This is a genomic window from Burkholderia sp. MS455 (genome assembly GCF_016899445.1).
Classification (GTDB): domain Bacteria; phylum Pseudomonadota; class Gammaproteobacteria; order Burkholderiales; family Burkholderiaceae; genus Burkholderia; species Burkholderia pyrrocinia_C.
Window position 1 is genome coordinate 1,835,185 of sequence record NZ_CP041778.1, and the last position, 24,383, is coordinate 1,859,567.

Sequence of the window (24,383 nt, forward strand, 5' to 3'; positions counted from 1 at the left end):
ACCGCGCTTTCAGGAGATCCAGCACCATGGCCCTTGCCAGCATGTCCCCGTCGTCCCGCGCCGAGCCCGGCAGCCGTGAGTCCGTGCTCGGCAGCGCGCGCTTCTACCATCTGTTCGACCAGGCCGAATCGGTGCGCTGGAAGATATCGGACCTGCCGTGGGAGCGGCTCGACCATTCGCTCGTTTCGGACGAGCTGCTGGACGTGGTCACCGAGATTGCGATGTCCGAGCTGACCACGTGGTCGGCCTCGCGGATGTTCCTCGAGAAATTCCACGACGACGTCGATTTCACGCAATGGGTATCCGTCTGGATGTACGAGGAGACCAAGCACCCGTACGTGCTGATGCGCTGGCTCGAGCTGGCCGGGCGTTCGTTCGACGCGGACTTCGTCGCGTCCGGGCGCGCGACCGAGCCGTTCATCCGTTCCCGCGTCGGCACCCTCGTGATGAACATCCTGTCCGAAATCGAGGCGTCGTCGATCTACATGCGGCTGTCGAAGGCCGTACGGGAACCCGTGCTGAAGACCATCACGCGATTGCTGTCGTCGGACGAGGCGCGCCACTCCGGCAGCTTCTACGTGTATGCGAGCAAGATGATCGCGTGCTCGAATCGGCCGCGCACGGAACGGATCGAGGCGCTCAAGGTCCTGTACTTCTGGCTCACCTCGCTGCGCGACGTGCAGCACCCGGTTGCAATCGTGTCGCGCCTCGTGTCGGGCCTGTCCCGGGAGTCCGGCGAACTGCCGGGCGTCGACGATCGCGGGCTGATCGATGCGCGGATGCGCTCGGTCATCGGCACGCTCGTCGGCATCTCGCTCGACAGCGCGGACGACGTGATGGAACAGATCCGCCGACTCGCGCTCGGCTGAAGCGCCAGGTTCGCCGGTTTTTACGCAATCTCATCCTCCTTCGCCACATGACACCCGAATCGATCGTAGAGGTCCTGCAACAGCACGCGGCATCCCGCCCGAATCAGCTCGCGATGCAGCACTACGACGCGCACCTCGAACCGATCGCCGGGTTGACCTACGGCGATCTCGTCGTGTCGATGCAGAAAATGGCGGCCCGGCTCGCGGACCGGGTTCGGCCCGGCGACACCGCACTCGTCGCGATGAAGTACGGCATCGACTACCTCGTCGCCCTGCTCGCGATCCTGTCGCTCGGCGGCGTGGCGATCCCGGGCATGCCGGCGAACCGCCGCTCGTCGCAGCGTCTCGAAGCCATGCTGCGGGTCGGGCAGTCGGTCGCGATGCTGCACGACGGACTGAACGATTTCACCGAAGGCATCCTCGCGCGCCACGACGTGCATGCGCTGGACCTGTCCGCGCCGGCGCAGGCTGGCGGGACCGTGCCCCCCGTGCGGCGGATCCCGGGCGAGGCCGCCGCGCTGCTGCAGTTCACTTCCGGCTCGACGGCGACGCCCAAGGGCGTGCTCATCTCGCACGCCAACATCGTCGCCAACCAGATCGCGATCGCGAAACACTTCGGCCATCGCGACGGCCTGCGTCTGCTGGGCTGGCTGCCGCTCTTTCACGACATGGGCCTGATCGGCAACGTGCTGCAGCCGCTGTTCCTCGGCGGCACCGCGCTGATGCAGTCTCCGCTCGACGTCGTGTCGAAGCCGGCGAGCTGGCTGAAGCTGATCGAGCGGACACGCGCGCACACGAGCGGCGGCCCGAATTTCATCTACGACATGTGTGTGCGGCGCGTGTCGGCGGACGAAGCGGCGAGCCTGGATCTGAGCGCATGGGAAACCGCGTACAACGGTTCGGAACCGGTGCGGCGCCACACGCTGGAGCGATTCGCGGAAAAATTCCGCGCATCCGGCTTCAGGGCCACGTCGATCTTTCCGTGCTACGGGATGGCCGAAGCGAGCCTGTTCGTCTCTGGCCACCGCTTCTTCGGGACGGATGGCGACACGGCGGCGCCGGCGACGGATTCCACGGGTACGCTTGTATCGTGCGGCCCGATCGATGCCGAGACGACGATCGTGGTCGCCGATCCCGTGTCGCTCGCGCCGCTCGACGATGGCTCGACCGGCGAGATCTTCATCTCCGGACCGTCGGTGGCGAGCGCCTACCGCGACGAATGCGGCATCCGGACCGCGCCGTTCGCATACCGCTTCGCGGCCCACGAGGGCCGGCTGTTTCACCGCACGGGGGACCTCGGCAAGATCGAACGCGGGCAACTGTTCGTGACCGGGCGCCGCAAGGACACGATCAAGATTCGCGGCGTCACGTATCACGCCGAGGACGTCGAAAGCATCATCGAGCGTGAGTGTCCGCAGATCGACGATCACACGGTCTGCATCGTCGGCCTGCCCGCCGCGAACGGCGACGAGACGGTCGCGGCCGTCGTCGAGATCTCGCGAACGACCGCCTCGTCCGCGCGAAGCACGCTGGTCTCGCAGATCCGCGAGGCCGTCTCGCTGCACGCGGGCGTCAGCGTCGCGAGGGTCTGCTTCGTCCTGCGCGGCTCGTTGAGCCGGACGTCGAGCGGAAAATTCATCAGATCGCTATGCAGGGAAAGCCTCGCCGACGGAAGTCTGGCGATCATCGATGAACTTCAGGAAGTGTAGCCACCAAGCCAAGGAGCGGGAGAATGACTGAACGTAAACAGATGACGGAAAAACTGGCGGCGGAACTCGCGCGCCTGCTTGACGTCGAGCAGCTGGACACCAATGCGACGATTGCCGGCATGGGCTGGGATTCGATGATGCTCGTCGAGCTGGCGATCGCCGCCGAGGTCGTCTATGAACGGCGCATCGACCTCGAGAAACTGCAGGTCGATTTCGACATGAAGCTCGGCGACATCTTCAATAAGGTAGACGAACTGATGCGCGAGACGGAACCGGCCGGGCCGGTCGCGGAATAGCCGCAACCCGCCCGGGCGTGGGCGGGCCCCTAGCCGCCCGCCGCGGCGTCAGGCCGGCGCGCCCACCAGGATCGCGGCGTTGCCGGGAGGCAGCCGGTTCTGCGCCATCAGTTCGTGCGCATCCGGCAGCGCATCCCATGCGAACGTGCGGGACAGGCACGGCTCGACCTTGCCGCGCTCGACCAACCGGTTCGCTTCGGCGGCCTGCTTCATGTGCGCGAAATGGGAACCCTGGATGCGCTTCTGGTGCATCCATACGTAGCGGGCGTCGAAGGTCAGCTTGTCGCAGCCGGCCTCGGACCAGCCCAACCCGGCCGGCTTCGGCAGCAGCTGGTTCCGATGCACGCGCGCGTACTGCGAGAACGAGCCGTCCGGCGTCTCGAACCCCCAGATCCGCTGGCTCGGCGACAGCATCGGATCGCCGCCGTTGCACTCCTCGTCGTCGCCGTCCACCTGATTGCAATGCACGACCACGTGGTCGCCGACCGCCCAGCGCCGGACGTTGCGTCCGACCGCCCAGACGATGCCCGACGCGTCCGAGCCGGCGACGTGGAACGGATGCCCGTGAATGCCGAGCACCGATTGCGGCATGCCGGCCGCCGCCCACACGCCGTTGTAGTTGAGCCCCGCCGCCATCACGTAGACCAGCACCTCGTCGTCGCCGATCGTCCAGACCGGCACCACTTCCCTCTGGAACGCGCGGTGCGGCGGCCCGTGGCGATCCGCGCGAATCGTCCACGCATGCATGAGACGCGGCACGCCACCGAGCGGCGGCATTTCGCCGATGTCGTACAGCGCCTTGATCGTTTCCCGGCTCATGGTGTCTCCTTCGTTGTTGTGCGTACGCGCCGTGTCACGGCTGCGTCGAGCGTTCGGCGCGCGGCGCGGCGCCCTGGACCACGACGTGCACGCGCGTCGCCGCGCGCCGGGCATGGCGGTTGGCCGCCAGCGTGACGATCAGCGCGGCCAGTTCGCACAGCCCGCCGATCGCGCCGATGTCCGCCACGGAGCTGTACGCGACGATGAACGACCCGAGCGCCGCGCCGAGCGCGAAGCCGAGATACGTGAACGACGAATTGAGCGACAGCGAGACCGGCGCGACGTCGAGGCCGGCGATGCCGATCAGCTTGGTCTGCTGGGCCGGGTTGAACGCCCAGCCGGCCGCGCCCCACGCGGCAATCGCGACCAGGATCGCGACGCGTGCATGCGCCGGCTCCAGGTGCAGCGCGCTGGCGGTCAGGCTCTCGTACGACAGCATCATCACGACCAGGCAGACGATCAGCACCTTGCCGCTGCCGAGGCGGTCGATCGCACGGCCGCTGATGAACACGCCGATGCCGGCGAACACGCCGTACAGCAGCAGCACGGCGCCGACTTCCGCGTCGCTGAAGCCGGGGCGGCCCGTCAGGAACGGCGCGAGATACGGGTAGATGGTCCAGATGCCCGCGGCCCACAGGGTCGTGATGAGCAGCGTGACCAGCACGGCGGGCTGCCGCCCGACTGCCACGCGCTGCGCGAGCGACGGCACCGACAGGTTCGCGCCGATCCCGCGCGGCAGGCCCGCCACCACCCCGAGCGTCACGATCGCGGACAACACGCCGATGCCGGCGAATGTCGCGCGCCAGCCGAAGTGGCCGCCGATCCACGCGCCGAGCGGCACGCCGAGCGCGACGGCGATCGTGATCCCGCCATGGACGGTCGCGAGCGCGCGCCCCCTGCGCTCCGGCGCGACGAGCGAGCCGGCGAGCGCATTTGCGCTCGGCATGTACAGGCCGGCCGACACGGCCAGCAGCACGCGCGCGGCCAGCAGCGACAGATAGCCGGGCGACGCGCAGGCCGCGAAGTTGGCCGCGGAGAAGCACAGCAGCGCGACGATCAGGAAGCGCCGTCGATTGACCCCCGCGCTGACCGTCGTCAGGATCGGCGAGCTGATCGCATAGGAGATCGAAAAGACGGTGACGAGCTGCCCCGCCGCCGCGAGGCTGACGGACAGATCCTTCGCGATGATCGGCAGCAGCCCGGCGAGCATGAATCCTTCGGTGCCGATCGCAAAGGCGCCCAGCGCCAGGAAATACAGCGATGCGTTCTGTTTCAGTTCGGCGGCTGACGCCATGAAATCGTCTCCCTGCTGATGAATCCGGATAGTGGGCGCGCTCGCGCGCCGCCGGTGTTCGCCCGCGCCGGCCTGACGGCGCGGCGCGGGGAAACCGGGTCTGCATGATGCCGCGCCACGGCGGCGCGCGCCCGCCTGCTGCTTGCGCGGGCGCGTTGCTTCAGCGCGCGGTCGACGAGCTGGACGGGCTGAACACGTCCTGGCCCGTCTGCACGTGGCTCCACGTGAACTGCGCGTTCGACTGCGCGAAATGCCACAGCGCGGAAATGGTCGGCACCTGGTTCTGCGTGCGGCACAGACCCGACCACGACGTCACCGTGCCGTAGTTGCCCCAGTTCACCGCGAACGACACCAGCGTGACGTTGTCCTGGCCGTTCTGCGCCGGTGCGGTGTTGGTCCAGCCGACCAGCGGGAATTGCTGGCCGCTCGTGCCCGACGGCGACCGGTAGGTGCCGGTGATCGCGCCCGTCACCGGATCGACCGACTGGATGTTCATCGTCGAGCCAAGCTGGTTGCCCCACGAGCCGACCAGGCTCGCGCACGACGGCGTGCCGGCCCAGGCCGGCGCCGGCATCATGCCCAGCATGAGAGCGGACGAGGACAGCGCACCGACGGTCGCGAACGACATGAGCATCTTTTTCACTTTTTCATCTCCTTGGTCATGAATGTGCGGATCGTTGCTCCCCGCTGCCGCTCCGCACGAACGGCAGCGTTCGCCTGCAATTCGGGTGCCCCCACCAGTCCCGGCCGGGCGCACGTCACCGACGTCAGGCCGGCTGGGCCAGCGCGAGCCGCGCCAGCACCACGTCGACCACGCTGCGGGGCGCGTCCTTCACGAAGTAATGCCCGCCGTCGATCTCGCGCACGTCGACCGCGCCCGCGAAGTGCTGCCGCCACGCGTCGATCTCGGCGGCGGTGACGACGTGGTCGTGCGTGCCGCCGAGGATCGTCGCGGGCACCGCCAGCGGCGCGCGCCCCTCGTGGGCATAGGAGTTCAGCAGCGCGATCTCGGCCCGCAGGCTGGGCAGGAACACGTTCAGCAGTTCGCTGTCCGCGAGGACCTGTTCCGGAATGCCGCGCAGGCGCTTCAGCCCCTCGATGAATTCCGCTTCCGGCAGGCCCGCGATGTCGCCGACAGGGTTGTGCAGGTGCGGCGCCGGATACGCGGCCAGGAACAGGTGCTCCGGTGCGGGCGCCCCCGCGTCGCGCAACGCATGCGCAAGCCCGAACGCCAGCAGCGCGCCGAGGCTGTGCCCGTAGATCGCGTACGGTGCGTCGAGACGCGGCAGCAGCGCATCGCGCAACGCGTCGACCAGCGCCGGATAGCGGGAATGCGCCGCTTCGGCGTGGCGCGGCGGCCGGCCCGGAAGCTGCAGCGCCTGCGCGCGACGCCACGTCGATCGCGACCGTCCGCACCTCGGCGCCCTGCCGCCGCAATTGCTCGGCCTGCGCCTGCGCCGCCGCGCCGAGGCCGAGCGCCCCATCAGGACGATCCGCCGCGCGCCGTTCGCGACCAGCCGGCGAGCGCCGCGCCGAGGCCGCCGGCGCCGCCCGTGATCAGGTGGGTGCCGCGCAGCAGCGTCGCCGGCCCGCCCGGCTCGGCGACGACGAGATCGGGATCCTGCATGGCCAGCGCCAGCTTGCCGACGTGCTGCGCCACGCCGCGCCCATGCAGAACCGCTGCACGCCGGCCGCCTTCGCGGACGCCGCGGCAGCCAGCACCGCATCGAGATCCATCAGCTTGCTGGCCGGCAGCATCGTGTCGGCATGCACCGACTGGCTGCAATAGCCGCAGTCTTCCGGACATCCGCCGGTCTTGATCGACAGCAGCTGCGAAATCTGCAGCGGACGTCCCGCATGGCAGCGGCGCTGGATCGTCTGCGCGTCGTACAGGAGATCCGTCAGCGGCGCGGCGAACAGCGCCGCGATCTGTTCGTGCGTCCAGTCGTGCCGGACGGCCGCGTCGGCGCTCCGCCCGCCTGCGGACGCGCGAACGCCGTCCGACGACGTGTCATGACTCATGTGAACGATTCCGTTGATTGAAATGAAAATCGGACGGCAGTCAGTTCCGCCCGGTGCTCAGCACCACCTTTCCGGCCACCTTGCGCTGGCGCAGCAGCTCGATTGCGTCCGCCGCCTCCGACAGTTCCATGACGCGCGATACGTGCGGTGCGAGCTTGCCGGCCTCGAACCAGCCGAACAGCGTGGCGAACGCCTTGCGCACCCAGTCCGGCCGGTTCGCCCGGTAGTGCCCCCAGTAGAAACCCATCACGTCGCAGTTCTTGACCAGCAGCAGGTTCGCCGGCACGCGCGGGATCTCGCCGCTCGCGAAACCGATGACGACGATGCGCGCCTCGGGCGCGACCACCCGCAGGCTGGTGTCGAACGCGGCCCCGCCGACCGGGTCGTACACGACGTTCACGCCCTTCCCGCCGGTCAGCGCCTTCACCTGCTCGCGGTAATCGTCCCGGCCGACCTCGATCACGTGGTGCGCGCCGTGGCGACGGGCGGCCGCCCGCTTGTCCTCCGAGCTCGCCACCGCGATCACCGTGGCACCGAGCGCCCGGCCCACTTCGACAGCGGTCAGGCCGGTGCCGCTGCCCGCGCCGTGCACCAGCAGCGTCTCGCCCGCCTGCAGCTTTGCGCGCCACGTGAGCGCGCCGTACGACGTGCCGTAGGCGATGGCGAAGCCTGCGCCGGTCGTGAAATCCATCGACGCCGGTATCCTGAACAGGTTTGCGGCAGGCAGCACGACCTCGTCCGCGAAGCCGCCCCACGCGAGGATGCCCATGACCCGCTCGCCGACCGACACCGACGTCACGCCGGGCGCCGTCTCGACGACCGTGCCCGCGATTTCGAAACCCGGCACGAACGGCAGCGCCGGCTTGGTCTGGTAGCGCCCCTCGACGATCAGCGTGTCCGCGAAATTGATGCCGCACGCATGCACGTCGACCCGCGCCTCGCCCGCCCCGAGCGGCGCCGGCGTCACGTCCCGCAGCGCGAGCGCCCCGGTGCCGTCATAGGCTTCACATACGATCGCGCGCATGATCAAGCCCCGGCCGGCACGTCGTCGGCGCGCGCGCCCCGACGGCCATCCTGCTCGATGCCGGCCGCCCCGGCCGACAGCATCTGCTCGACCCGTTCCGCAGCCTCGAGCGCGCATCCCCACGACAACGTCACACCGGCCCCACCGTGCGCGTAGTTGTGCAGGATGTGCGTGCCCGGCACGGCTTCGAGCCGCACGTTGCCGTGCCTGAACGGCCGCAGCCCGGCCCGCACCGGCTCGCCCGGATCGATCTCGACGTTCGCGAGTGCGGGCATGAACTCGATGCCACGCCGGTACATCCGCCGGATCGGCTCGTGATTGTCGAACCCGATGTCGGTACTCCATTCGTCGGCTTCCGCGATCGCGCCGAGCACGATACGGTCCTCGCCGCGCGGCACGAGGAACACGATCTCGTCGACGCCCGTCACGTGGTCATGAGACACGCAGTGCGCCTGATCAAGGCGCGGCATCTTGCTGCCGTCGTTCACGAGGCGGATCACGGCGCCGCGCAGCGGATACATCGGCTCGCCGCTCAGCTCGGCCGCCCCGAGGCCCGCGCAGTTGACGATCGCATCGACGCCGAAGTCCGCCTTCAGGCGCGCCTCGTTCGCCTGCAGGTCGCCTTCGATCCGCTGCTGGATGACCCGGATGCCCTTTGCGATCACCTGGCCCAGCAGCCAGGCCATGTAGACGTCCGTATCGACCATCGGCGCGAGATGGCAATACGCGTCGACGAGTCCGATGTCCGGATTCACGCCGTTTTCGCGGATCAGCGACGGGTCGCGCCGGAAGCCCGGCACGTGCTCGCGGATCTCGTTCATCTTCTCGAGATGGAGCGCGTGCTCCTCGATCCTGTTGCGGAAATAGAAATTGACCGGGCGGATGTAGACGCCCGTCGCCGGATCAGCCGCGAGCGTCTCGAACTTGCGGAACGACACCATGCACCAGTGCTTCGAGCGCTCCAGCGAAACCTCGTCGTCGTGATAGCCGCAGACGGCGGGCGGCCATTCCCACAGGGCGCCGGCCACCACGGACGTGATGTTCGGCGCGAATTTCTCGCCGACGACCGTCACGCGGATGCCGTGCGCGTGCAGGCACAGCGCTGTCGTCAGGCCGGCCACGCCCGCGCCTATGACGAGCGCGTGCCCCTTCTCTCCAGATACCCTCATGTCTTCTCCATGAATCGGTCGCTCCACGCGACCCCGAGGCGGCCGACAGGAAGCAGCACTGCCGGGCGCGCCGCGCCCGCCGCACGCACTACTGCGGATGATCAGCTGCCGGGCGCGCGTCCGCGCGCGCAACGCGCTGCCGGATCACCGTCGCGAGGCGCTCGATCTCGTCGTCGGGATGGCCCGCGGTGATCAGGACGCGCAGGCGGGCCGTGCCGCGCGGCACCGTGGGCGGACGGATCGCGGTCACGAAGAAGCCTTCGTCGGCAAGCATGCGCGATGCGTCCAGCGTGGCCCTCTCGTCGCCGATGATGATCGGCACGATCGGCGTCTGCGGCTCCGGAATGCCCAGCGACGCCGCGAACGCCTTCGCTTTCGCGAGCGGCCGTCCGACCAGCGCCGGATCGGTCGCGATGATCTCGAGCGACGCGATGGTCGCCGCGACCGTCGCCGGGGGTTGGCCCGTCGTCAGCCCATAGGTACGCGCGCGGTTGCGGATCAGGTCGATCACTGGGGCCGACGCCGCCAGGTAGCCGCCGTAGCTGCCCACCGCCTTGCCTAGCGTGCCCATCTTCAGGGGTACGCGCGCGTCGCGCCCGGTCGCGAAGGTCGCGCCGCGCCCTTGCCCCACCACACCGATGCCGTGCGCGTCGTCGGACATCACCCATGTGTCGAAACGATCGCCAAGCGCGACCAGCGCCTCGAGCGGCGCGATGTCGCCGTCCTGCGAGAACACGCCATCGGTCAACAGGATCGCTTTGCCATGTGCGCGCCGGTGCTCGTCCAGCAGCGCCTCGACGTGGGCGAGGTCGTTATGCCGGAACGCGACGGTCCGGCCGCGCGACAACTGCGCGCCCGCCCACAGGCAGCCGTGCGCAAGTTCGTCGATGAGGATCAGGTCCTCCTTGCCGACGAGGGCCGGAACGATGCCAGAGTTGGCGAGGTAGCCCGAGCCGAACACGCAGGCGGCCTCCGTGCGCATCAGGCCGGCGAGCCGCGCTTCGAGATCGGCGAACAACGGGTGATTGCCCGTCACGAGCCGCGACGCGCCGGCACCGGCCCCATAGCGGCGAATCGCGGCGATCGCCGCTTCCTTCACCGCCGGATGCTGGGTGAGATTGAGGTAGTCGTTGCACGAGAACGAAAGCAACCGGCGTCCGTCCCGGCGGATCCAGATCCCTTCACTTCGATCCGTTTCCGTGAGGACGCGACGCAAGTTCGCTGCGCTCAGTTCCGCGAGCTTTTGCTCTGCAAATGAATCAAGCGAATGAGTCACTGGGCCCCTCTCTTCCCGAAGTTCGGTTCAATGGACATATGCGCCGCGGTGCCCGTGCGTCCGGCCATAGGTGACGCCGTGCACGCCCCGGCAGCCTCGCTGCCACGGAAAAAACACGGGATATTTCGATGAACACGGATACGAATACACATCGGCGCAAAGCCCCTTCCATCTCTTATTCATTTGCAACTGGCGCATCGACCCCGCAAGTCAACTCATACAGAGGCGCCTTGTTTGCTTTGCGCCGGCAACTTTCGCGCAATAAAAATTTCGGATTCGATCGTTTTACGACGCATCCTGACGAAAGCGCTTTTTCAACAAAAACAAGAAACCGACAAGACATCAGGCACTCGCCAGCGCTCCGTGGAATCGTGCTTGTCGATGATGTCAGTGTCACATCACCCGGCAATTTTGCTTTTGATATCTCTCAGATTATTGTTTTTTGAATATTTTTTTATGAGTGAACCGGTACCAGCAAGCCACAAACTGCATTGCCCGGTCACCGGCCCCTGCTCTGTTTAGCGAATTGAAAAACGGGAAATGCACACCAGAACGACGCGCACCAAAACGCCGACCGATAGACTCCGGGAGTTCTTCAACGGAACATTGCAATAATGAAGCGACCCTCTGGCGATATTTTAAATCTTATTGAACCGCAAACTCATCGAGACGACAAGGTAGTACACAGCGTTTTCAAAGTCAATCTCATTATTAATCTTCATGTCGCGCGCACGAGCGCGAACATTAAACTCAATATTTAGGGGATTTGATTTGAGTTTGTTTTCAATCCTGCATGTCGAAATTACAATTCGACAAGCCCTGCGATAAATAACAGGCAATTGACTTGAAATTCGATTCAAACAGCATGATTGACACCGTCAAACGATTCACTTCTTTCCCGCATTGGCCCCGGCACTCGGCGCCAACAGGCATGTCCGTAGTTCTCGATCGTTGCCTTCGCGCAGCCCCCCGGTCACGTTCGCGCGTCGTGGGCTGCAAAAGGGCTGACTGTTCTCCGATACGGTCGCCGGCGCGAGGGCCAGTCAACCTGTACTCCCTCGTCGAGACCTGCAAAGCGAACAATGTCGAGCCGCATCGCTATCTCGCCTGGCTGTTCGCAACGTTGCCGCTTGCCACGACCGTCGACGGCTACGCATGCACTCATGCGTTGGGTAATGCCCGCCGGCCCCGAACTCCGAGGGGCGTCGTTAAAAGAAGTCTACTTCCAGACCAGGACGTCTCAAACGGCTCGCATACCTAAACATCCATGCTTTACAAAAACAAACATCCTCAAGCATCCGGATCCGGAATCCGCGCCGACTGAATCACGACCAGCGTGTCCCCCGCCTCGATCCGGCATGGCGGATCTTCATAAAACGACTGGATCTTCCCGCAGCGATCGAGCCCGACCACGATCGCGCCCGGCACGACATTCGTCATGCAGCCGATCTCGTGCGGCAGCGCCTCGCGTTCGATCAGCGTCGCGCGCCCGCGCGTCGACAGCATGTCGTTCACGAACGGCACGATATAGCGGCTGTGCACCGCATCCGCGAGCAGCAACGCGCCGATCTTCGTCGACGACACGATCACGTCCGCACCGGCCTGCCGCAGTTGCCGCTGGTACAGGTTCTCCTGGATCCGCACGACGATCTTCGTGTCGGGCGCGATGCTGCGCACCGACAGCGTCAGCAGGATCGCGGTCGGATCGTCGGTCACCGAGATGATCACGGCCTTCGCCGCGCGCACCTGGGCCTGCTGGAGCAGATCCTCGTGCGCGGGATCGCCGAGCAGCCCCGTCACGCCGAGCGACGTCGCGGCCTCGAGCGCCTGCTGCTGCGCATCGATCACGATGATCGTCGCGGCATCGACGCCGCTCTCGAGCAGCTCGCGCACGGCGATCGACCCCGACAGGCCGTAACCGCACACGACGATGTGATCGGACAATTGCTTTTGCAGGCGTTTCATGCGGAATTCCTCGATGACGCGCTGGATCACGAACTGATACGCCGTGCCCAGGAAAATGAACCATATGACGATGCGGATCGGCACGATGAAGAACGCATCGATCAGGCGGGCACGCGCGGTGACGGGCACGATGTCGCCGTAGCCGACCGTCGCGACCGTGACCATCGTGAAGTACACGAGATCGGCGACGGTCATCGGCGTGCTCTTGGTCGAGTCGCGCAGGCCGTCGCGATCGAGATACAGCACGAGGAACGCGAGCATGCACAACAGCGCGACCGCGCCGACACGAAACAGCAGCGTGCGCCGCGGCGACGTCGCGGGACGCGTGAACAGCATGCGCGCACGCGGCGCCTGCCACGGGTTGCGGGCGCGACGCAGGCGTGAGCGCAACGAACGGCGCTGGGCGGAAGGCGAGGCCAACGGGGAATCTCCTGAAGGATGCGGGCTCGATTCTACGACGGGAAGGCGGCGATCCGGCCCGACATCATTGCATCGATTCGTCCGCTACAGCATGCTGCGCGGCCGCACCATCGTCCCGTCGACGAAACGCTGCGCACGAAACGCCGACAGGTCGAGCGACGGCGCACCCGTGTCGATCCATTCGGCGAGCAGCCGGCCGACGATCGGCCCCATCGCGAAACCGTGACCGCAGAACCCCGTCGCGATCGCGAGCCCCGACGGCGCGCCCGGTGCATCGATCACCGGAATGCCGTCGGGCAGCACGTCGATCAGGCCGGCCCATGCCTCGACGATCTGCGCATCCTTCAGCGCGGGGAAGATCGCCTTGAGCTTCGCGAGCGCGCGCGGCGCATGCGCGCGATTCGGCTGCGGCTGCGGATCGCGCGGCTCGATCGGCCCGGCCGCGCCGTTGATGCGCGCAAGCACATCGCGCCACGCGGCCGAATTCACGTGCAGCCGGAATTTGTCGCGCTGCGACCAGAACTCCGGCCAGAACAGGCTCAACCCGCGCAGGTGGCCGAGCGTCAGGTCGACGTCGACCTGCATGTCGTCGGCGAGGTTGATCGCGCCGTTCTTGCGCTGCCGGATGCCGAGGCCGTGCCCCCACACCGTCGACGCCGATACCGGCGGCACCACGTTGGTGCGCATGCAGGTGCCGCGTACGGCCTGCTGCGGCAGCCGGATGCCGACGCCGTCGAGCAGCCGGAAGCTGGTCGCGCCGGCCGCGCAGATCACGCGCCGCGTGCGGATCGTGCCGCGCTCGGTCGCGACGCCAACGACCGCGCCGCCGGCCGTCTCGATCGCCGTCACGCCGCAGCCTTCGAAGAAGCGCGCGCCGGCCTCGATTGCACGCGCGGCGAACGCCGCGGCCACGCGGCGCGGCTCGGCCTGCCCGTCGGTCGCGGTATACAGCCCGCCGAGCGTGCGCGCCTGCGGCGAAAGGCCGCTGACGCGCTCGTCGATCTGCGCGCGCGTCAGCGTGCGCGTATCGAGGCCGTGCTCGCGCGCGACGGAGAGCCACGCGTTGAACGACGCCCAGTCCGTTTCGTTGTCCGCAATATAGAGACAGCCGCCCTGCCGCCATTCGAGATCGAAACCGAGGGTTTCCTCTAACCTCTCCCAGATCCGCATGCCGGCCATCATCAGCGGCACTTCGGCGGCTTCGCGCCCCTGCTGCCGCACGAAGCCCCACGCGCGTGTCGACTGCTGTCCGGCGATGCGCGACTTGTCGAGCACGACGGCCTTCAGGCCGCGCAGGCCCAGGTAATAGGCGGCCGCGCAGCCCATGATGCCGGCCCCGGCGATCACGACGTCGGCTTCGGCCGGAAGCGCCGTTTCGGCGCGGGTCAACGCATCGTGCAGCGGATAGGTTGTCGTCATTGTTTCCTGTCGGGCGTTAATACATTCGAGATACGGGCTGCCGCGGTAACGTCGTGACACACCTTTCACACAAACGCACCTTTCGCGACACTGAATGACGCCCATTTTGCGGTAAAGTTATCTTTTCCGCGCGTGGCCGGTCGGCTCGCCACTGGACGTCATGAAGACTGTCCGTCGAGACTGCCGCAAGGCGTCGTTCTGAACGTCACGATCCGTTCCCGTAGCATGACCACTGAAGCAATCACCACGGATTCCCTCGCGGTTGCCGAGCGCGTGCGCGAGCTGATGACCCGCAACGGCATCGGCAAGCGCCAGCAGACCACCGAGCTGTGCCGCATCCTCGACCTGAGTTTCTCGCAAGGCCATCGCAAACTGCGCGGCAGCAGCCCCTGGACGCTCGCGCAAATCAAGAAAGTCGCCGAAGCGTACGGCGAACCCGCCGCCCAGCTGTTCGGCGCGCAAACGCTCGACCCCGGCATGGTCGGCGCCTGTTCGCAGGAAGCCGTACTTTACGCGGGCGTCGCCGAGATTCCGTGCACCGCATGGATCGGCGCGCCGCTCGAAGCCGGCGCGCGCCCCGAGTTCGTCGCGTACGAACAGAACGGCCGCTGGCGCGTGCTGCGCCACACGGGCGTGCTGTACCAGAACGCGTACGACGTGCACAAGATCGAAATCTATCCGCGCCGCGCGGAGAGCGACAAGCTCGTCGTCGCCGTGATCGATCCCGATCGCGTCAGCGCGACCGAGCTGTGCCGCTATCTCGAACGGCAGGGTTTCGCGACGGCCGCGTTCGACGGCCTCGCGCCGTTCGTCGACGCGCTGCAGGGCCAGGCTTTCGATGCGGTGCTGACCGAATGGCTGTTCGACGACGGCACGGCCGCGACCGCGATCAAGGCGGTGCGTACGTCCGACAACCCGGGCGCGCCGATTTTCGTGCTGACGGGCGACCTGCTCACCGGCCGCGCGAGCGAAGTCGACATCAGCGAAGTGATCCGCACGTTCGACGTCGTCTGCTACGAAAAACCCGCGCGCATGGCGATCCTCAGCGCCGATCTCGCGAAACGGCTCGCGCGCGGGTAGCTTCCGTCCCTCTCCCGGACGGCCAGCGTCCGTGCGGCCGTGAACAGGTTCCTCAGTACAATAGCCGCACCTGTTCACGCCTACGCCGCCCGACTCCATGGCCCGCCTCATTCCCGACGACTGGAAAAGCCTCGCCGCGACCGGCGCGGCCGAACGCGAGCGCGAAACGCTCGCCGCGCTCGAACACGCGCTGCCCGACACCTACACCGTGTATCACGGCGTGCACTGGACGCGCGCCGACCAGGCCTTCTCGGTGTTCGGCGAAGCCGCGTTCGTCGTCGTGAGCCCGGCCGGCCGCGTGCTGCTGATCGAGCAGAAGGCCGGCTTCCTGCGCGAAACGCCGAAGGGGCTCGTGAAGGTCTACCTGCAGACCGAGCGCAACGTCGCGATCCAGCTCGCGCGCACGCAGGAAACGCTGCACCGGCGCCTGACGGCCGCGCTCGGCGCGGGCGTCTACGGCGTCGAGGCGCTGCTGTACTGCCCCGACTATTCGATCCGGCAGGCATCGATCGCCGGCGTCGCGGCCGACCGCATCGTCGACGCGTCGCGCAAGGCGCAGCTCGCGCAGGTGATCCTGCAGATCCTGCCCGAGGACGACGAACGTCTCCCGAACGCGCCGAAGCTCCACCATTTCCTCGCGGACGAGCTCGCGCTCACGCCTGACACGAGCGCGCTCGTCGGGCAGGCCGGCACGCTCGTCACGCGGCTGTCGGGCGGCCTCGCCGCGTGGGCGCGCCAGCTCGAATTCGCGCCGTTCCGGCTGCGCGTCACCGGCACGGCCGGCTCGGGCAAGACGCAGCTCGCGGTGCAGGCGATGCGCGATGCGGTCGCGGCCGGCAAGCGCGTGCTCTACGTGTGCTTCAACCGGCCGCTCGCCGACTACATCGCGCGCATCGCGCCGCCCGGCGCGAAGATCGCGAACTACCACCAGCTGTGCGACTGGGTCGCGCGCGACGGCGGCTATACGCCCGACTTCCAGGTGCCCGGCGAATTCGAGCGCCTCGAGACGCGCTTCGCACAGGCGCCGATCGCCGAACGCTGGCGCTTCGACGTGCTGGTCGTCGACGAAGGGCAGGATTTCCATGCGCCGTGGGCGGCCGCACTGGAGCGTTTGCTGGCGCCGGACGGCGCGTGGTGGTGGCTCGAAGATCCGCTGCAGAACCTGTACATGCGCGAGCCCGTCGCGCTGCCCGGCTGGGTGACGCTGAAGGCACTGACGAACTACCGCAGCCCGCGCGACCTGCTCGACTTCGTGCGCGACGTCGTCGGGCGCATCGAGCCGCTTGCCGCCGAGCTGCGCTCGGGCAGCCCGTTCGACGGGTCCGATCCGTCGGTGTCGGCATACGGGGAAGAAGGCATGTCGGGCGACGCATTGGCGCAAGCCTGCATCGACGCGACCAAGCGTGCGATCACGCACGCGCTGTCGCTCGGCTTCCGCAAGCAGGACATCGCGGTGCTGTCGTATCGCGGCCGCGAAGGCTCGGTGCTCGCGCCGCTCGACCAGCTCGGCCCGCACCGGGTCAAGAGCTTCACCGGCAAGTACGACCTGTTCGGCAACCCCGAATATCGCGAGGGCGATGTGCTGCTCGATTCGATCTACCGCTTCAAGGGCCAGTCGGCGCCGTGCGTGATCCTCACCGAAGTCGACTTCGACACGCTCGACGCGCGTGCTGCGCGCAAGCTGTTCGTCGGCGCGACGCGCGCGACGATGAAGCTGCTGATCGTCGCGTCGTCACGGGCGGCTGGGCAGCTCGCGACGGGTTGACGCAACGGGCGGGCAGCCGGCAAGCAAGCGCCCGCCGCGTCGCCGCCCGTTATCCATCAAGCCACCCGGAACGCCCCCACCGCACGACGCAACCCGTCCGCCTGCTCCTCCAGCGACGACGCCGCAGCCGCGGCCTGCTCGACGAGCGCCGCATTCTGCTGCGACACCTGGTCCATCTGCGACACCGCGCGGTTCACCTGCTCGATCCCGTCGCGCTGCTCGTTCGACGCGGCCGCGATCTCGGTCATGATCCCCGTCACGCGCCCGATCGCCTGCTGGATGTCCTGCATCGTCGTGCCGGCCACGCCGACGAGCCGCGAGCCGTTCGCGACGCGCTCGACCGATTCGCCGATCAGCGTGCGGATCTCCTTCGCGGCGGACGCCGAGCGTTGCGCGAGCGTGCGCACCTCGCCCGCGACCACCGCGAAGCCGCGGCCCTGCTCGCCCGCGCGCGCGGCTTCGACCGCCGCATTCAGCGCGAGGATGTTGGTCTGGAACGCGATCCCCTCGATCGTGCCGATGATGTCTGCGACCTTCTGCGAGCTCTGGTCGATCTCGTTCATCGTGCCGATCACCTCGCCGACCACCGTCGCGCCGCGCGTCGCAATTTCGCTCGCGCTGTCCGCGCACGCCTGCGCCTCGAGCGCATGGTCGGCGTTCTGCTTCACGGTCGCGGTCAGTTGCTCCATGCTCGCGGCCGTCTCCTGCAGCGCGGACGCCTGTTCCTCGGTGCGCTGCGAAAGATCGGTGTTGCCGGCCGCGATCTGGTGCGTCGCCGTCGAGATCGCTTCCGAACCCTGGCTGACCTGGCGCACCGTGTCCGCAAGGCTGCGCTGCATGCCGGTCACGCCATTGACCAGTTCGGCCATCTCGTCGCGCGACGACCAGCGCACTTCCGACGTCAGGTCGCCGTCCGACAGGCGGCGGAAATGCGACAGCAGCCGGTTCACCGGCTGCGTGATCGCGTAATGCAGGCCGATCGCGCAGCCGAGGCACGCGGCCAGGCCGAACGCGATGCCCGCGATCGCGCCGGTGCGCATCCAGCCGTAATAGGTCTGCGCGGTGTCGTAGACATCCTTGCCGCGCGCCGCCTGGTACGTATCGAGTGCATCGGTCGCCTGCGTCAGCGCGACCGATAGCGGCGGCGCGACCTGCATCAGCAAGCGGTCGGCCTCGTCGCGCCGGCCGTCGCGGATCGCGTCGATCAACGGCTTCAGCGCCTGCCCGATCAGCGCCTGGCGCGCGGCGTCGAGACGGCTCGCGAGCGGGCCTTCGTCGCCGTCGTGCGGCATCGCCGCGTAGCCGCGCCATGCGGTGTCGGCCTTCGCGAGATAGCCCTCGGCCTTCTTGACGAGATCGGGCACTTCCGCCGCTTCCGGATGCAGCAGCGCACGGTCGAGCGTCGTGCGCACGATCGTCAGGTTCAGGCTCGCCGCGGACAGCGCGGTCTTCGCAGCCAGTTGCTGCGTATAGGCCTCGTCGAGCGCGTGGTTCGAGCTCTGCATCCCGGCGAGGCCGATCAGCCCGGACACGACGAGCAGCGCGGCAACGAGACCGAGCGTGGAGAAGATCCGCGTACGGATCGAGAAACGGGAAAACAGGGCGTTCAGGTTCATGACGGGACGTGAGCGATGAAAAGTGCCGCGGCAATCGGTCCGCGGCACTCTGGATTACGGTTTCCCTGCAAAAAACTTGAGTCCGGCCCGCTTTCCGTCTGATCCCGGTCAATTTTTTCGCACCGGCAATCTCCTGTTACGGCTGCAACATATCGAGGCTGGGCAGAAATTGACTAGTCAATCACTGGTCGTTATATTTCGACCAATTCCCTGCCATGGCAGATATCTCGATGACAACCGACACCTTCCTTACTCCGCCGGCCGCCGAGACGGCCCGCCGCGACGCGCCGACCGGGCTGATCGTCGCCGCGCTGCTGCTCGTCATGCTGCTGTCCGCGCTCGACCAGACGATCGTGTCGACCGCGCTGCCGACGATCGTCGGCGAACTCGGCGGGCTCGACCAGTTGTCGTGGGTCGTCACCGCGTACCTGCTGTCGTCCACCGTCGTGCTGCCGCTGTACGGCAAGCTCGGCGACCTGTACGGCCGCAAGATCGTGCTGCAGGCCGCGATCGTGCTGTTCCTCGCGGGCTCGGCGCTGTGCGGCGTTGCGCAGGACATGACGCAACTGATCGTGCTACGCGCGCTGCAGGGGCTCGGCGGCGGTGGCCTGATGGTCGTCACGATGGCCGCGATCGGCGATCTGGTCCCGCCCGATCGCCGGGCGCGCTACCAGGGGATGTTCGGCGGCGTGTACGGCCTCGCGACGATCGTCGGCCCGCTGCTCGGCGGCTTCCTGGTCGAGCATCTGTCGTGGCGCTGGATCTTCACGATCAACCTGCCGCTCGGTTTTCTCGCGCTCGCGGTGATCGGCATCGCGTTCCGGCCGCACAGCGCACACGTGAAGCACCGGATCGACTACATGGGCGCCGCGTTCCTCGCGACGGCCCTCACCTGCGTGATCCTGTTCACCAGCGAAGGCGGCTCGCTGCTGCCGTGGACGTCGCCACAACTGTGGATGACGCTCGTGCTCGGCCTCGTCGCGATCGGCGGCTTCATCTACGAAGAACGGCTCGCGGCCGAGCCGATCGTCCCGCTCGAACTGTTCCGTCATCGCACGTTCGTGCTGGTCAGCCTGATCGGCTTCGTGGTCGGCACCGCGCTGTTCGGCTCGGTCACGTTCATTCCGCTCTACCTGCAGGTCGTGAAGGGCTCGACGCCGTCGCAGGCCGGGATGCAACTGTTGCCGATGATGGGTGGGATGCTCGCGATGTCGGTGATCAGCGGCCGGCTGATCTCGCGGCTCGGCTCGTACCGGATCTTTCCGATCGCCGGCACGCTGATCGGCGGGATCGCGCTGGCGCTGCTGTCGACGCTGTCGCTCGATACGCCGCTGCATACGATGTACGCGTACATGGCGCTGCTCGGGATCGGCCTCGGGATGGTGATGCCCGTGCTCACGCTCGCGGTGCAGAACACGGTCGAGTTCCGGCACATGGGCGTCGCGACATCGGGCGCGACGCTGTTCCGCTCGATCGGCAGCTCGATCGGCGTCGCGGCGTTCGGCGCGCTGTTTTCGCACGGGCTGCAGGCGCGGATGCTGCGGGCGCTGCCGGCCGGCACGGAGTTGCCGCCCGCGCTCGGCCCCGGTGCCGTGCACCAGTTGCCGGACGCGGTGCGCGACGCGTACCTGCATGCGTTCGCGGGCTCGCTGCATGTCGTGTATCTCGCGGCGGCCACCGTGGTCGCGATCGCGTTCGTACTCGCGTGGTTCGTCGAGGATGCGCCGCTGCGCACGCATAACTGATCGGCATGCGAGCCGCGCCGCGGCCGGCACCGGAAGCGCGCCACACCGCGGCCTTCAGGCCTTCGACCCGCATCGCGCCCCATCCGCAGCGGCCCGTCTTTACGGCACCAGCACGACCGCGCCCGTCGTCGCGCGCGACTCCAGCAGCCGGTGCGCATCGGCCGCCTGTTCGAGCGGCAGCCGCGCGCCGATCTCGACGTGCATTCCGCCCGCCAGCCGTTCGAGCGTCGCGCGCGCGGCTTCGCGATACCCCGCGACGTCGCGCGCGATGAAACCGAGCACGCTCGGCCGCGCGAGCGCGATCGAGCGGGCCGGCCCCAGTTCGTCGAGATCGACCGTCTGCCGCGTGCCGATCGCGGCAACCTGCCCGATGCTCGCAACCATCCCGAACGGACGGATCGCGCCGAGCGTGCGCGTCAGCACGTCGCCGCCGATCCCGTCGATCGCGTAATCGACACCCGCGCCGCCGCCGAACGCGCGTGCAGCCGCGACGAAATCCTCCTCGCGATAATCGACGACCTCGTCGGCGCCATGCGTGCGCACGAGCGCGGCTTTCGCGGCCGACCCGACCGTGCCGATCACCCGCGCGCCGAGCGCGCGCGCCCACTGCGTCGCCAGCAGCCCGACGCCGCCGGCCGCCGCATGCACGAGCACCGTGTCGCCGGCGCCGACCTGCCGGACGCGATGCAGCAGCATGTAGACGGTGATCCCTTTCAGCAGCCCGGCGGCGACCGCGTCGTCGCTCAGGCCGTCGGGTATCGGCAGCACGCGCCCGGCCGGCATCGTGCGCAGGCTCGCATAACTGCCGGTCGGCATGCCCGCATACGCGACCCGCTGGCCCGGCACGAGATCCGTCACGCCGGGCCCGACCGCGTCGATCACGCCGGCCGCCTCGACGCCGAGCGCGTCCGGCAGCGCGGGCAATGCGTGCGCCCCCGTCCTGAAATAGATGTCGACGAAATTCACGCCGACGGCGGTCTGGCGAATCCGCACCTCGTCGGCGCCGGGCGGCGCGACGGGCGCATCGACGCGGCGCAGCACACCTGCGTCGCCGTAGCGGTCGATCCCGATCCGGATGGCGGTGGCAGTTTGGGTCATGACGTTCCTCGCAATCGAATGAAGTGACACGATCATCCCATCGTGCATAATCGATCGGAATTCCCGTTTATCGCCCATCTACTGTGCAAAATTCGACCGATCCTGATTCCGTTCCCGCGTCCGCACTGCCGATGAGCTGGGACGACATCCGCACCTTCCTCGCGGTGATGCGCGGCGGCAGCCTGTCGGCCGCCGCACGCGCGCTGCAGGTCCAGCATTCGACGGTCGCACGGCGCATCGACGCGCTGGAGTCCGCGCTCGGCATCCGGCTGTTCGACCGCCTGCCGCGCGGCTGGCCGCCGACCGACGAAGGGCTGCACCTCGCCGAGCACGCCGCGCGCCTCGAAACCGATGCGCATGCGTTCGCGCGCGCCGCGCAGGGCGCGGCGGCGCTCGACGGCGTGGTGCGCGTGTCGGCGTCGCCGGTGTTCGCCAGCCATTTCCTCGCGCCGCGGCTTGCCCGCGCGCAGCGCGCATGGCCGGCGCTGCGGATCGACCTGATGGGCGAGATGCATGCGGCGAACCTGTATGCGCGCGAAGCCGATCTCGCGGTGCGGCTGTCGCGGCCGAGCGAGCCGGGGCTCGCCGCGCGCCGGCTCGGCACGATGCGCTTCGCGCTGTGCGCGTCGCCGGAATGGGCGGCCGCGCCGCCCGACACCTGGCCGTTCGTCGGCTACGACGACGCGCTCGCGCAGACGCCGCAGCAGCAATGGCTCGAACGCTTCGCGGCCGGGCGCCGTTTCGCGTTCGTCGCGAACGACCTCGCGGCGCTGCACCGCGCGTGCGTCGCCGGCGCGGGGGTCGCGCTGTTGCCGCGGTTTCTCGTCGACGATTCGCTCGCCGCAGCCGGTGCGGCACCCTCGTCCGCACCCGCGCCGCTCGTCGAGCTGACTTCCGCGCCGCGCTGCGACATCGAGCGCGAGATCTGGCTCGTCGTCCATCCGGACGTGCGCCGCTCGCCGCGCGTGCAGCGCGTCGCGGACGCGATCGCGGACGCGGTGCGCGCGGCGGACGGGCGGCTCTGACACCGCCGCCCCTTCGGAACCGCCGTTGCGGGCCGGCCGTGATCCCCGCCCCGGTTGCGCCCCGCCGATGCGCCGCTCAGGACTGCCGGACAGGCGACGCCTGACGCTCGCCGGTACTGGCCGGATGATCGCGATGCGACGCCGAGCGCCGATGATCGATCAGGCCGACCGCGACGGCCGCCGCCAGCGCGGGCAGCCCGATCGCCATGAAGTTCTGTTCCAGCGGCAGATCGATGCCCACCAGCAAACCGATGACGATCGGCGCCAGGATCGCGCCGCTGCGACCCACGCCCAGCGTCCAGCCGATGCCGGTCGAGCGGATCGCCATCGGATAGAACTGCCCCGCATACGCGCAATTGACGATCTGCGTGCCGATCGTCGACGCGCCCGCGAGGCCGACCAGCACGAACAGCAGCGCGGTCGGCATCTTGTAGCCGAGCAGCGTGATCGACACCGCGGCGAGCAGATACATCGACACGAGCACCGTCTTGATCGGAAAGCGATCGGCCAGCCAGCCGCCGCCGATCGCGCCGACCATCGCGCCGGCGTTCAGCACCAGCACGAACGTCAGCGCGGAGCCGAGGCTGTAGCCGGCGCTCGCCATCAGCCGGGTCAGCCACGAACTGAGCGCATACACCATGAACAGGCACATGAAGCACGCGATCCAGAACATGACCGTGCTGAATCCGCGGCCGTCGTCAAACAGCTGGCGAACCGGCGCGCTGCCGGCGTTGCCTTCGCGCGGGACGACATAGCAGTCGCCCGGTTGACGCCGGTATGCGGGATCGAGCCGGCGCGCGATGCGCGCGAGCTCGTCCGTCCTGCCGCGCCGGATCAGGAACGGCAGCGATTCCGGCATCCATTTCACGAGCAGCGGAACGAGCAGCACCGGCGCACCCGCGGCGACGAACACGGACTGCCATCCGTATGCCTCGATCATCCCCTTGCCCATCACGGCCGCGAGCATGCCGCCGACCGAATAGCCGCTGAACATCAGCGTCACCAACGTGCTGCGCAAGCGTCGCGGCGCGTACTCGGTCATATGGGCGATCACGTTCGGCATCACGCCGCCGATGCCGATGCCCGCCAGGAAGCGGGCGGCGCCGAACAGCGCGGGCGTCGGCGCCAGCCCGGCCGCCGCGGTAAAGACGCTGAACAGCGTCAGGCAGGCCGCGATGGCCCAGCGGCGCCCGATCCGCTCGGCGACGGTCCCGAACACGATGTTGCCGAACATCATGCCGAACAGCGCCGAGCTGACCATGAAGCCGGCCTGCGCCGGATTGACGCCCATCTCCTTCATGATCGCCGGGAGCGCGATGCCGGCCACCGCGAGGTCGTAGCCGTCGAACACGATGATCAGCGCGCACCAGCACAGCACGACGCCGTGCAGCGGACCCAGCCGCGCATCGTCGGAGAGCGCCTGCAGGTTGATTTGACGCATGGAGCTTCGTTCCTTTTTCCAGAGGGGATTCGGGCCCGGCGGTAGCCGTCGCATCACACGCGTTCGAAGTAATACGATCGTTCAGCCCATCGATTTAGTAGCTGTACGAAATTTCATCGTGAGATGCGCCGCTTTCCGTCCGGATGCCGGCGCAGTGTAGGAAGCCACAATGATTCTCACTATCCGGAATTTGCACGTGACTCGCGAACTCAGTCCGCTTTTTTTCTGGTGCCGCGTACCGCGGGCCGCGCGCTATCCGGATTTTTCCCTGGTGGGAGCGGGACTATCCGATTCTTGCGATACTTTCGACAAGTGTGACGAAGATCAATAT

Annotated in this window: 20 protein-coding genes and 2 pseudogenes; 9 read left to right on the top strand and 13 right to left on the bottom strand. The window is 67.9% G+C overall.

Features of this window, described 5'->3' with window-relative positions:
* Positions 1–26: 26 nt before the first annotated feature.
* The 3 genes from FPJ27_RS12795 (at position 27) to FPJ27_RS12805 (ending at position 2,874) form a co-directional block, all read left to right on the top strand.
* Entirely contained in the window at positions 27–869 is an 843-nt protein-coding gene (locus tag FPJ27_RS12795; RefSeq protein ID WP_204421373.1) for a ferritin family protein, read from the top strand.
* A gap of 113 nt (positions 870–982) precedes the next feature.
* Positions 983–2,578, top strand: a complete 1,596-nt coding sequence (locus FPJ27_RS12800) for an AMP-binding protein (RefSeq protein ID WP_204421374.1) — start codon at positions 983–985, stop codon at positions 2,576–2,578.
* Between the two features lie 23 nt (positions 2,579–2,601).
* Positions 2,602–2,874 carry a phosphopantetheine-binding protein gene (locus FPJ27_RS12805; RefSeq protein ID WP_110281290.1) on the top strand — a complete coding sequence of 91 codons (273 nt, stop codon included), beginning with the start codon at positions 2,602–2,604 and terminating at the stop codon, positions 2,872–2,874.
* Between the two features lie 48 nt (positions 2,875–2,922).
* Here FPJ27_RS12805 and FPJ27_RS12810 read toward each other — a convergent pair whose 3' ends face one another.
* The 8 genes and pseudogenes from FPJ27_RS12810 to FPJ27_RS12845 all read right to left on the bottom strand — a co-directional run bounded on the left by FPJ27_RS12810 (position 2,923) and on the right by FPJ27_RS12845 (position 10,352).
* On the bottom strand, positions 2,923–3,693 hold the full coding sequence (locus tag FPJ27_RS12810) for an alcohol dehydrogenase catalytic domain-containing protein (RefSeq protein WP_204421375.1): 771 nt from the start codon (positions 3,691–3,693) through the stop codon (positions 2,923–2,925).
* A 34-nt stretch (positions 3,694–3,727) separates the two neighbouring features.
* Positions 3,728–4,987, bottom strand: a complete 1,260-nt coding sequence (locus FPJ27_RS12815) for an MFS transporter (protein ID WP_175959334.1) — start codon at positions 4,985–4,987, stop codon at positions 3,728–3,730.
* 160 nt (positions 4,988–5,147) lie between these two features.
* Positions 5,148–5,630 (bottom strand): avidin/streptavidin family protein, encoded by a 483-nt coding sequence (locus tag FPJ27_RS12820; RefSeq protein WP_275557382.1) that lies wholly within the window; start codon positions 5,628–5,630, stop codon positions 5,148–5,150.
* A 124-nt stretch (positions 5,631–5,754) separates the two neighbouring features.
* On the bottom strand, positions 5,755–6,714 hold the full coding sequence (locus FPJ27_RS12825) for a thioesterase domain-containing protein (RefSeq protein ID WP_343300096.1): 960 nt from the start codon (positions 6,712–6,714) through the stop codon (positions 5,755–5,757).
* Positions 6,638–7,009, bottom strand: a pseudogene (locus FPJ27_RS12830) (biotin synthase); the annotation flags it as partial. The pseudogene FPJ27_RS12830 and the gene FPJ27_RS12825, both read right to left, overlap by 77 nt.
* Before the next feature lie 40 nt (positions 7,010–7,049).
* A complete protein-coding gene (locus tag FPJ27_RS12835) occupies positions 7,050–8,033 on the bottom strand; it encodes an NADPH:quinone oxidoreductase family protein (RefSeq protein WP_204421376.1) in 984 nt (327 codons plus the stop codon).
* Positions 8,034–8,035: 2 nt separating this feature from the next.
* Entirely contained in the window at positions 8,036–9,202 is a 1,167-nt protein-coding gene (locus tag FPJ27_RS12840; RefSeq protein WP_204421377.1) for an FAD-dependent oxidoreductase, read from the bottom strand.
* Positions 9,203–9,290: 88 nt separating this feature from the next.
* Positions 9,291–10,352 (bottom strand): aminotransferase class I/II-fold pyridoxal phosphate-dependent enzyme, encoded by a 1,062-nt coding sequence (locus FPJ27_RS12845; RefSeq protein WP_239483181.1) that lies wholly within the window; start codon positions 10,350–10,352, stop codon positions 9,291–9,293.
* A gap of 254 nt (positions 10,353–10,606) precedes the next feature.
* On the opposite strand from FPJ27_RS12845, the gene FPJ27_RS12850 reads away from it, so the two are divergent.
* Both FPJ27_RS12850 and FPJ27_RS12855 read left to right on the top strand, forming a co-directional pair.
* On the top strand, positions 10,607–10,924 hold the full coding sequence (locus FPJ27_RS12850) for a hypothetical protein (protein ID WP_204421379.1): 318 nt from the start codon (positions 10,607–10,609) through the stop codon (positions 10,922–10,924).
* Between the two features lie 562 nt (positions 10,925–11,486).
* Positions 11,487–11,665: pseudogene (locus tag FPJ27_RS12855) on the top strand (transposase domain-containing protein); the annotation flags it as partial.
* Positions 11,666–11,768: 103 nt separating this feature from the next.
* On the opposite strand, the gene FPJ27_RS12860 reads toward FPJ27_RS12855, so the two are convergent.
* A complete protein-coding gene (locus FPJ27_RS12860; protein ID WP_072443240.1) occupies positions 11,769–12,863 on the bottom strand; it encodes a potassium channel protein in 1,095 nt (364 codons plus the stop codon).
* Positions 12,864–12,947: 84 nt separating this feature from the next.
* Entirely contained in the window at positions 12,948–14,282 is a 1,335-nt protein-coding gene (locus FPJ27_RS12865) for an FAD-binding oxidoreductase (protein ID WP_204421380.1), read from the bottom strand.
* Positions 14,283–14,507: 225 nt separating this feature from the next.
* On the opposite strand from FPJ27_RS12865, the gene FPJ27_RS12870 reads away from it, so the two are divergent.
* Both FPJ27_RS12870 and FPJ27_RS12875 read left to right on the top strand, forming a co-directional pair.
* Complete coding sequence (locus FPJ27_RS12870; RefSeq protein ID WP_072443244.1) at positions 14,508–15,362, top strand: helix-turn-helix domain-containing protein; 855 nt, start codon at positions 14,508–14,510, stop codon at positions 15,360–15,362.
* 97 nt (positions 15,363–15,459) lie between these two features.
* The gene (locus tag FPJ27_RS12875; protein ID WP_072443247.1) at positions 15,460–17,127 is read left to right on the top strand and encodes an ATP-dependent helicase; all 1,668 of its coding nucleotides are present in this window, start codon (positions 15,460–15,462) and stop codon (positions 17,125–17,127) included.
* A gap of 56 nt (positions 17,128–17,183) precedes the next feature.
* Here the strand turns inward: FPJ27_RS12875 and FPJ27_RS12880 are convergent, their stop codons facing one another.
* On the bottom strand, positions 17,184–18,743 hold the full coding sequence (locus FPJ27_RS12880) for a methyl-accepting chemotaxis protein (RefSeq protein WP_204421381.1): 1,560 nt from the start codon (positions 18,741–18,743) through the stop codon (positions 17,184–17,186).
* Positions 18,744–18,973: 230 nt separating this feature from the next.
* Between FPJ27_RS12880 and FPJ27_RS12885 the strand changes: the two genes are divergently transcribed.
* On the top strand, positions 18,974–20,488 hold the full coding sequence (locus FPJ27_RS12885; protein WP_204421382.1) for an MDR family MFS transporter: 1,515 nt from the start codon (positions 18,974–18,976) through the stop codon (positions 20,486–20,488).
* Between the two features lie 99 nt (positions 20,489–20,587).
* On the opposite strand, the gene FPJ27_RS12890 is transcribed toward FPJ27_RS12885, so the two are convergent.
* Positions 20,588–21,586, bottom strand: a complete 999-nt coding sequence (locus tag FPJ27_RS12890; RefSeq protein WP_204421383.1) for a quinone oxidoreductase — start codon at positions 21,584–21,586, stop codon at positions 20,588–20,590.
* Positions 21,587–21,717: 131 nt separating this feature from the next.
* Between FPJ27_RS12890 and FPJ27_RS12895 the strand changes: the two genes are divergently transcribed.
* The gene (locus tag FPJ27_RS12895) at positions 21,718–22,611 is read left to right on the top strand and encodes a LysR family transcriptional regulator (protein ID WP_204421384.1); all 894 of its coding nucleotides are present in this window, start codon (positions 21,718–21,720) and stop codon (positions 22,609–22,611) included.
* A gap of 76 nt (positions 22,612–22,687) precedes the next feature.
* Here FPJ27_RS12895 and FPJ27_RS12900 read toward each other — a convergent pair whose 3' ends face one another.
* A complete protein-coding gene (locus tag FPJ27_RS12900) occupies positions 22,688–24,052 on the bottom strand; it encodes an MFS transporter (RefSeq protein ID WP_072443251.1) in 1,365 nt (454 codons plus the stop codon).
* Positions 24,053–24,383: the final 331 nt, after the last annotated feature.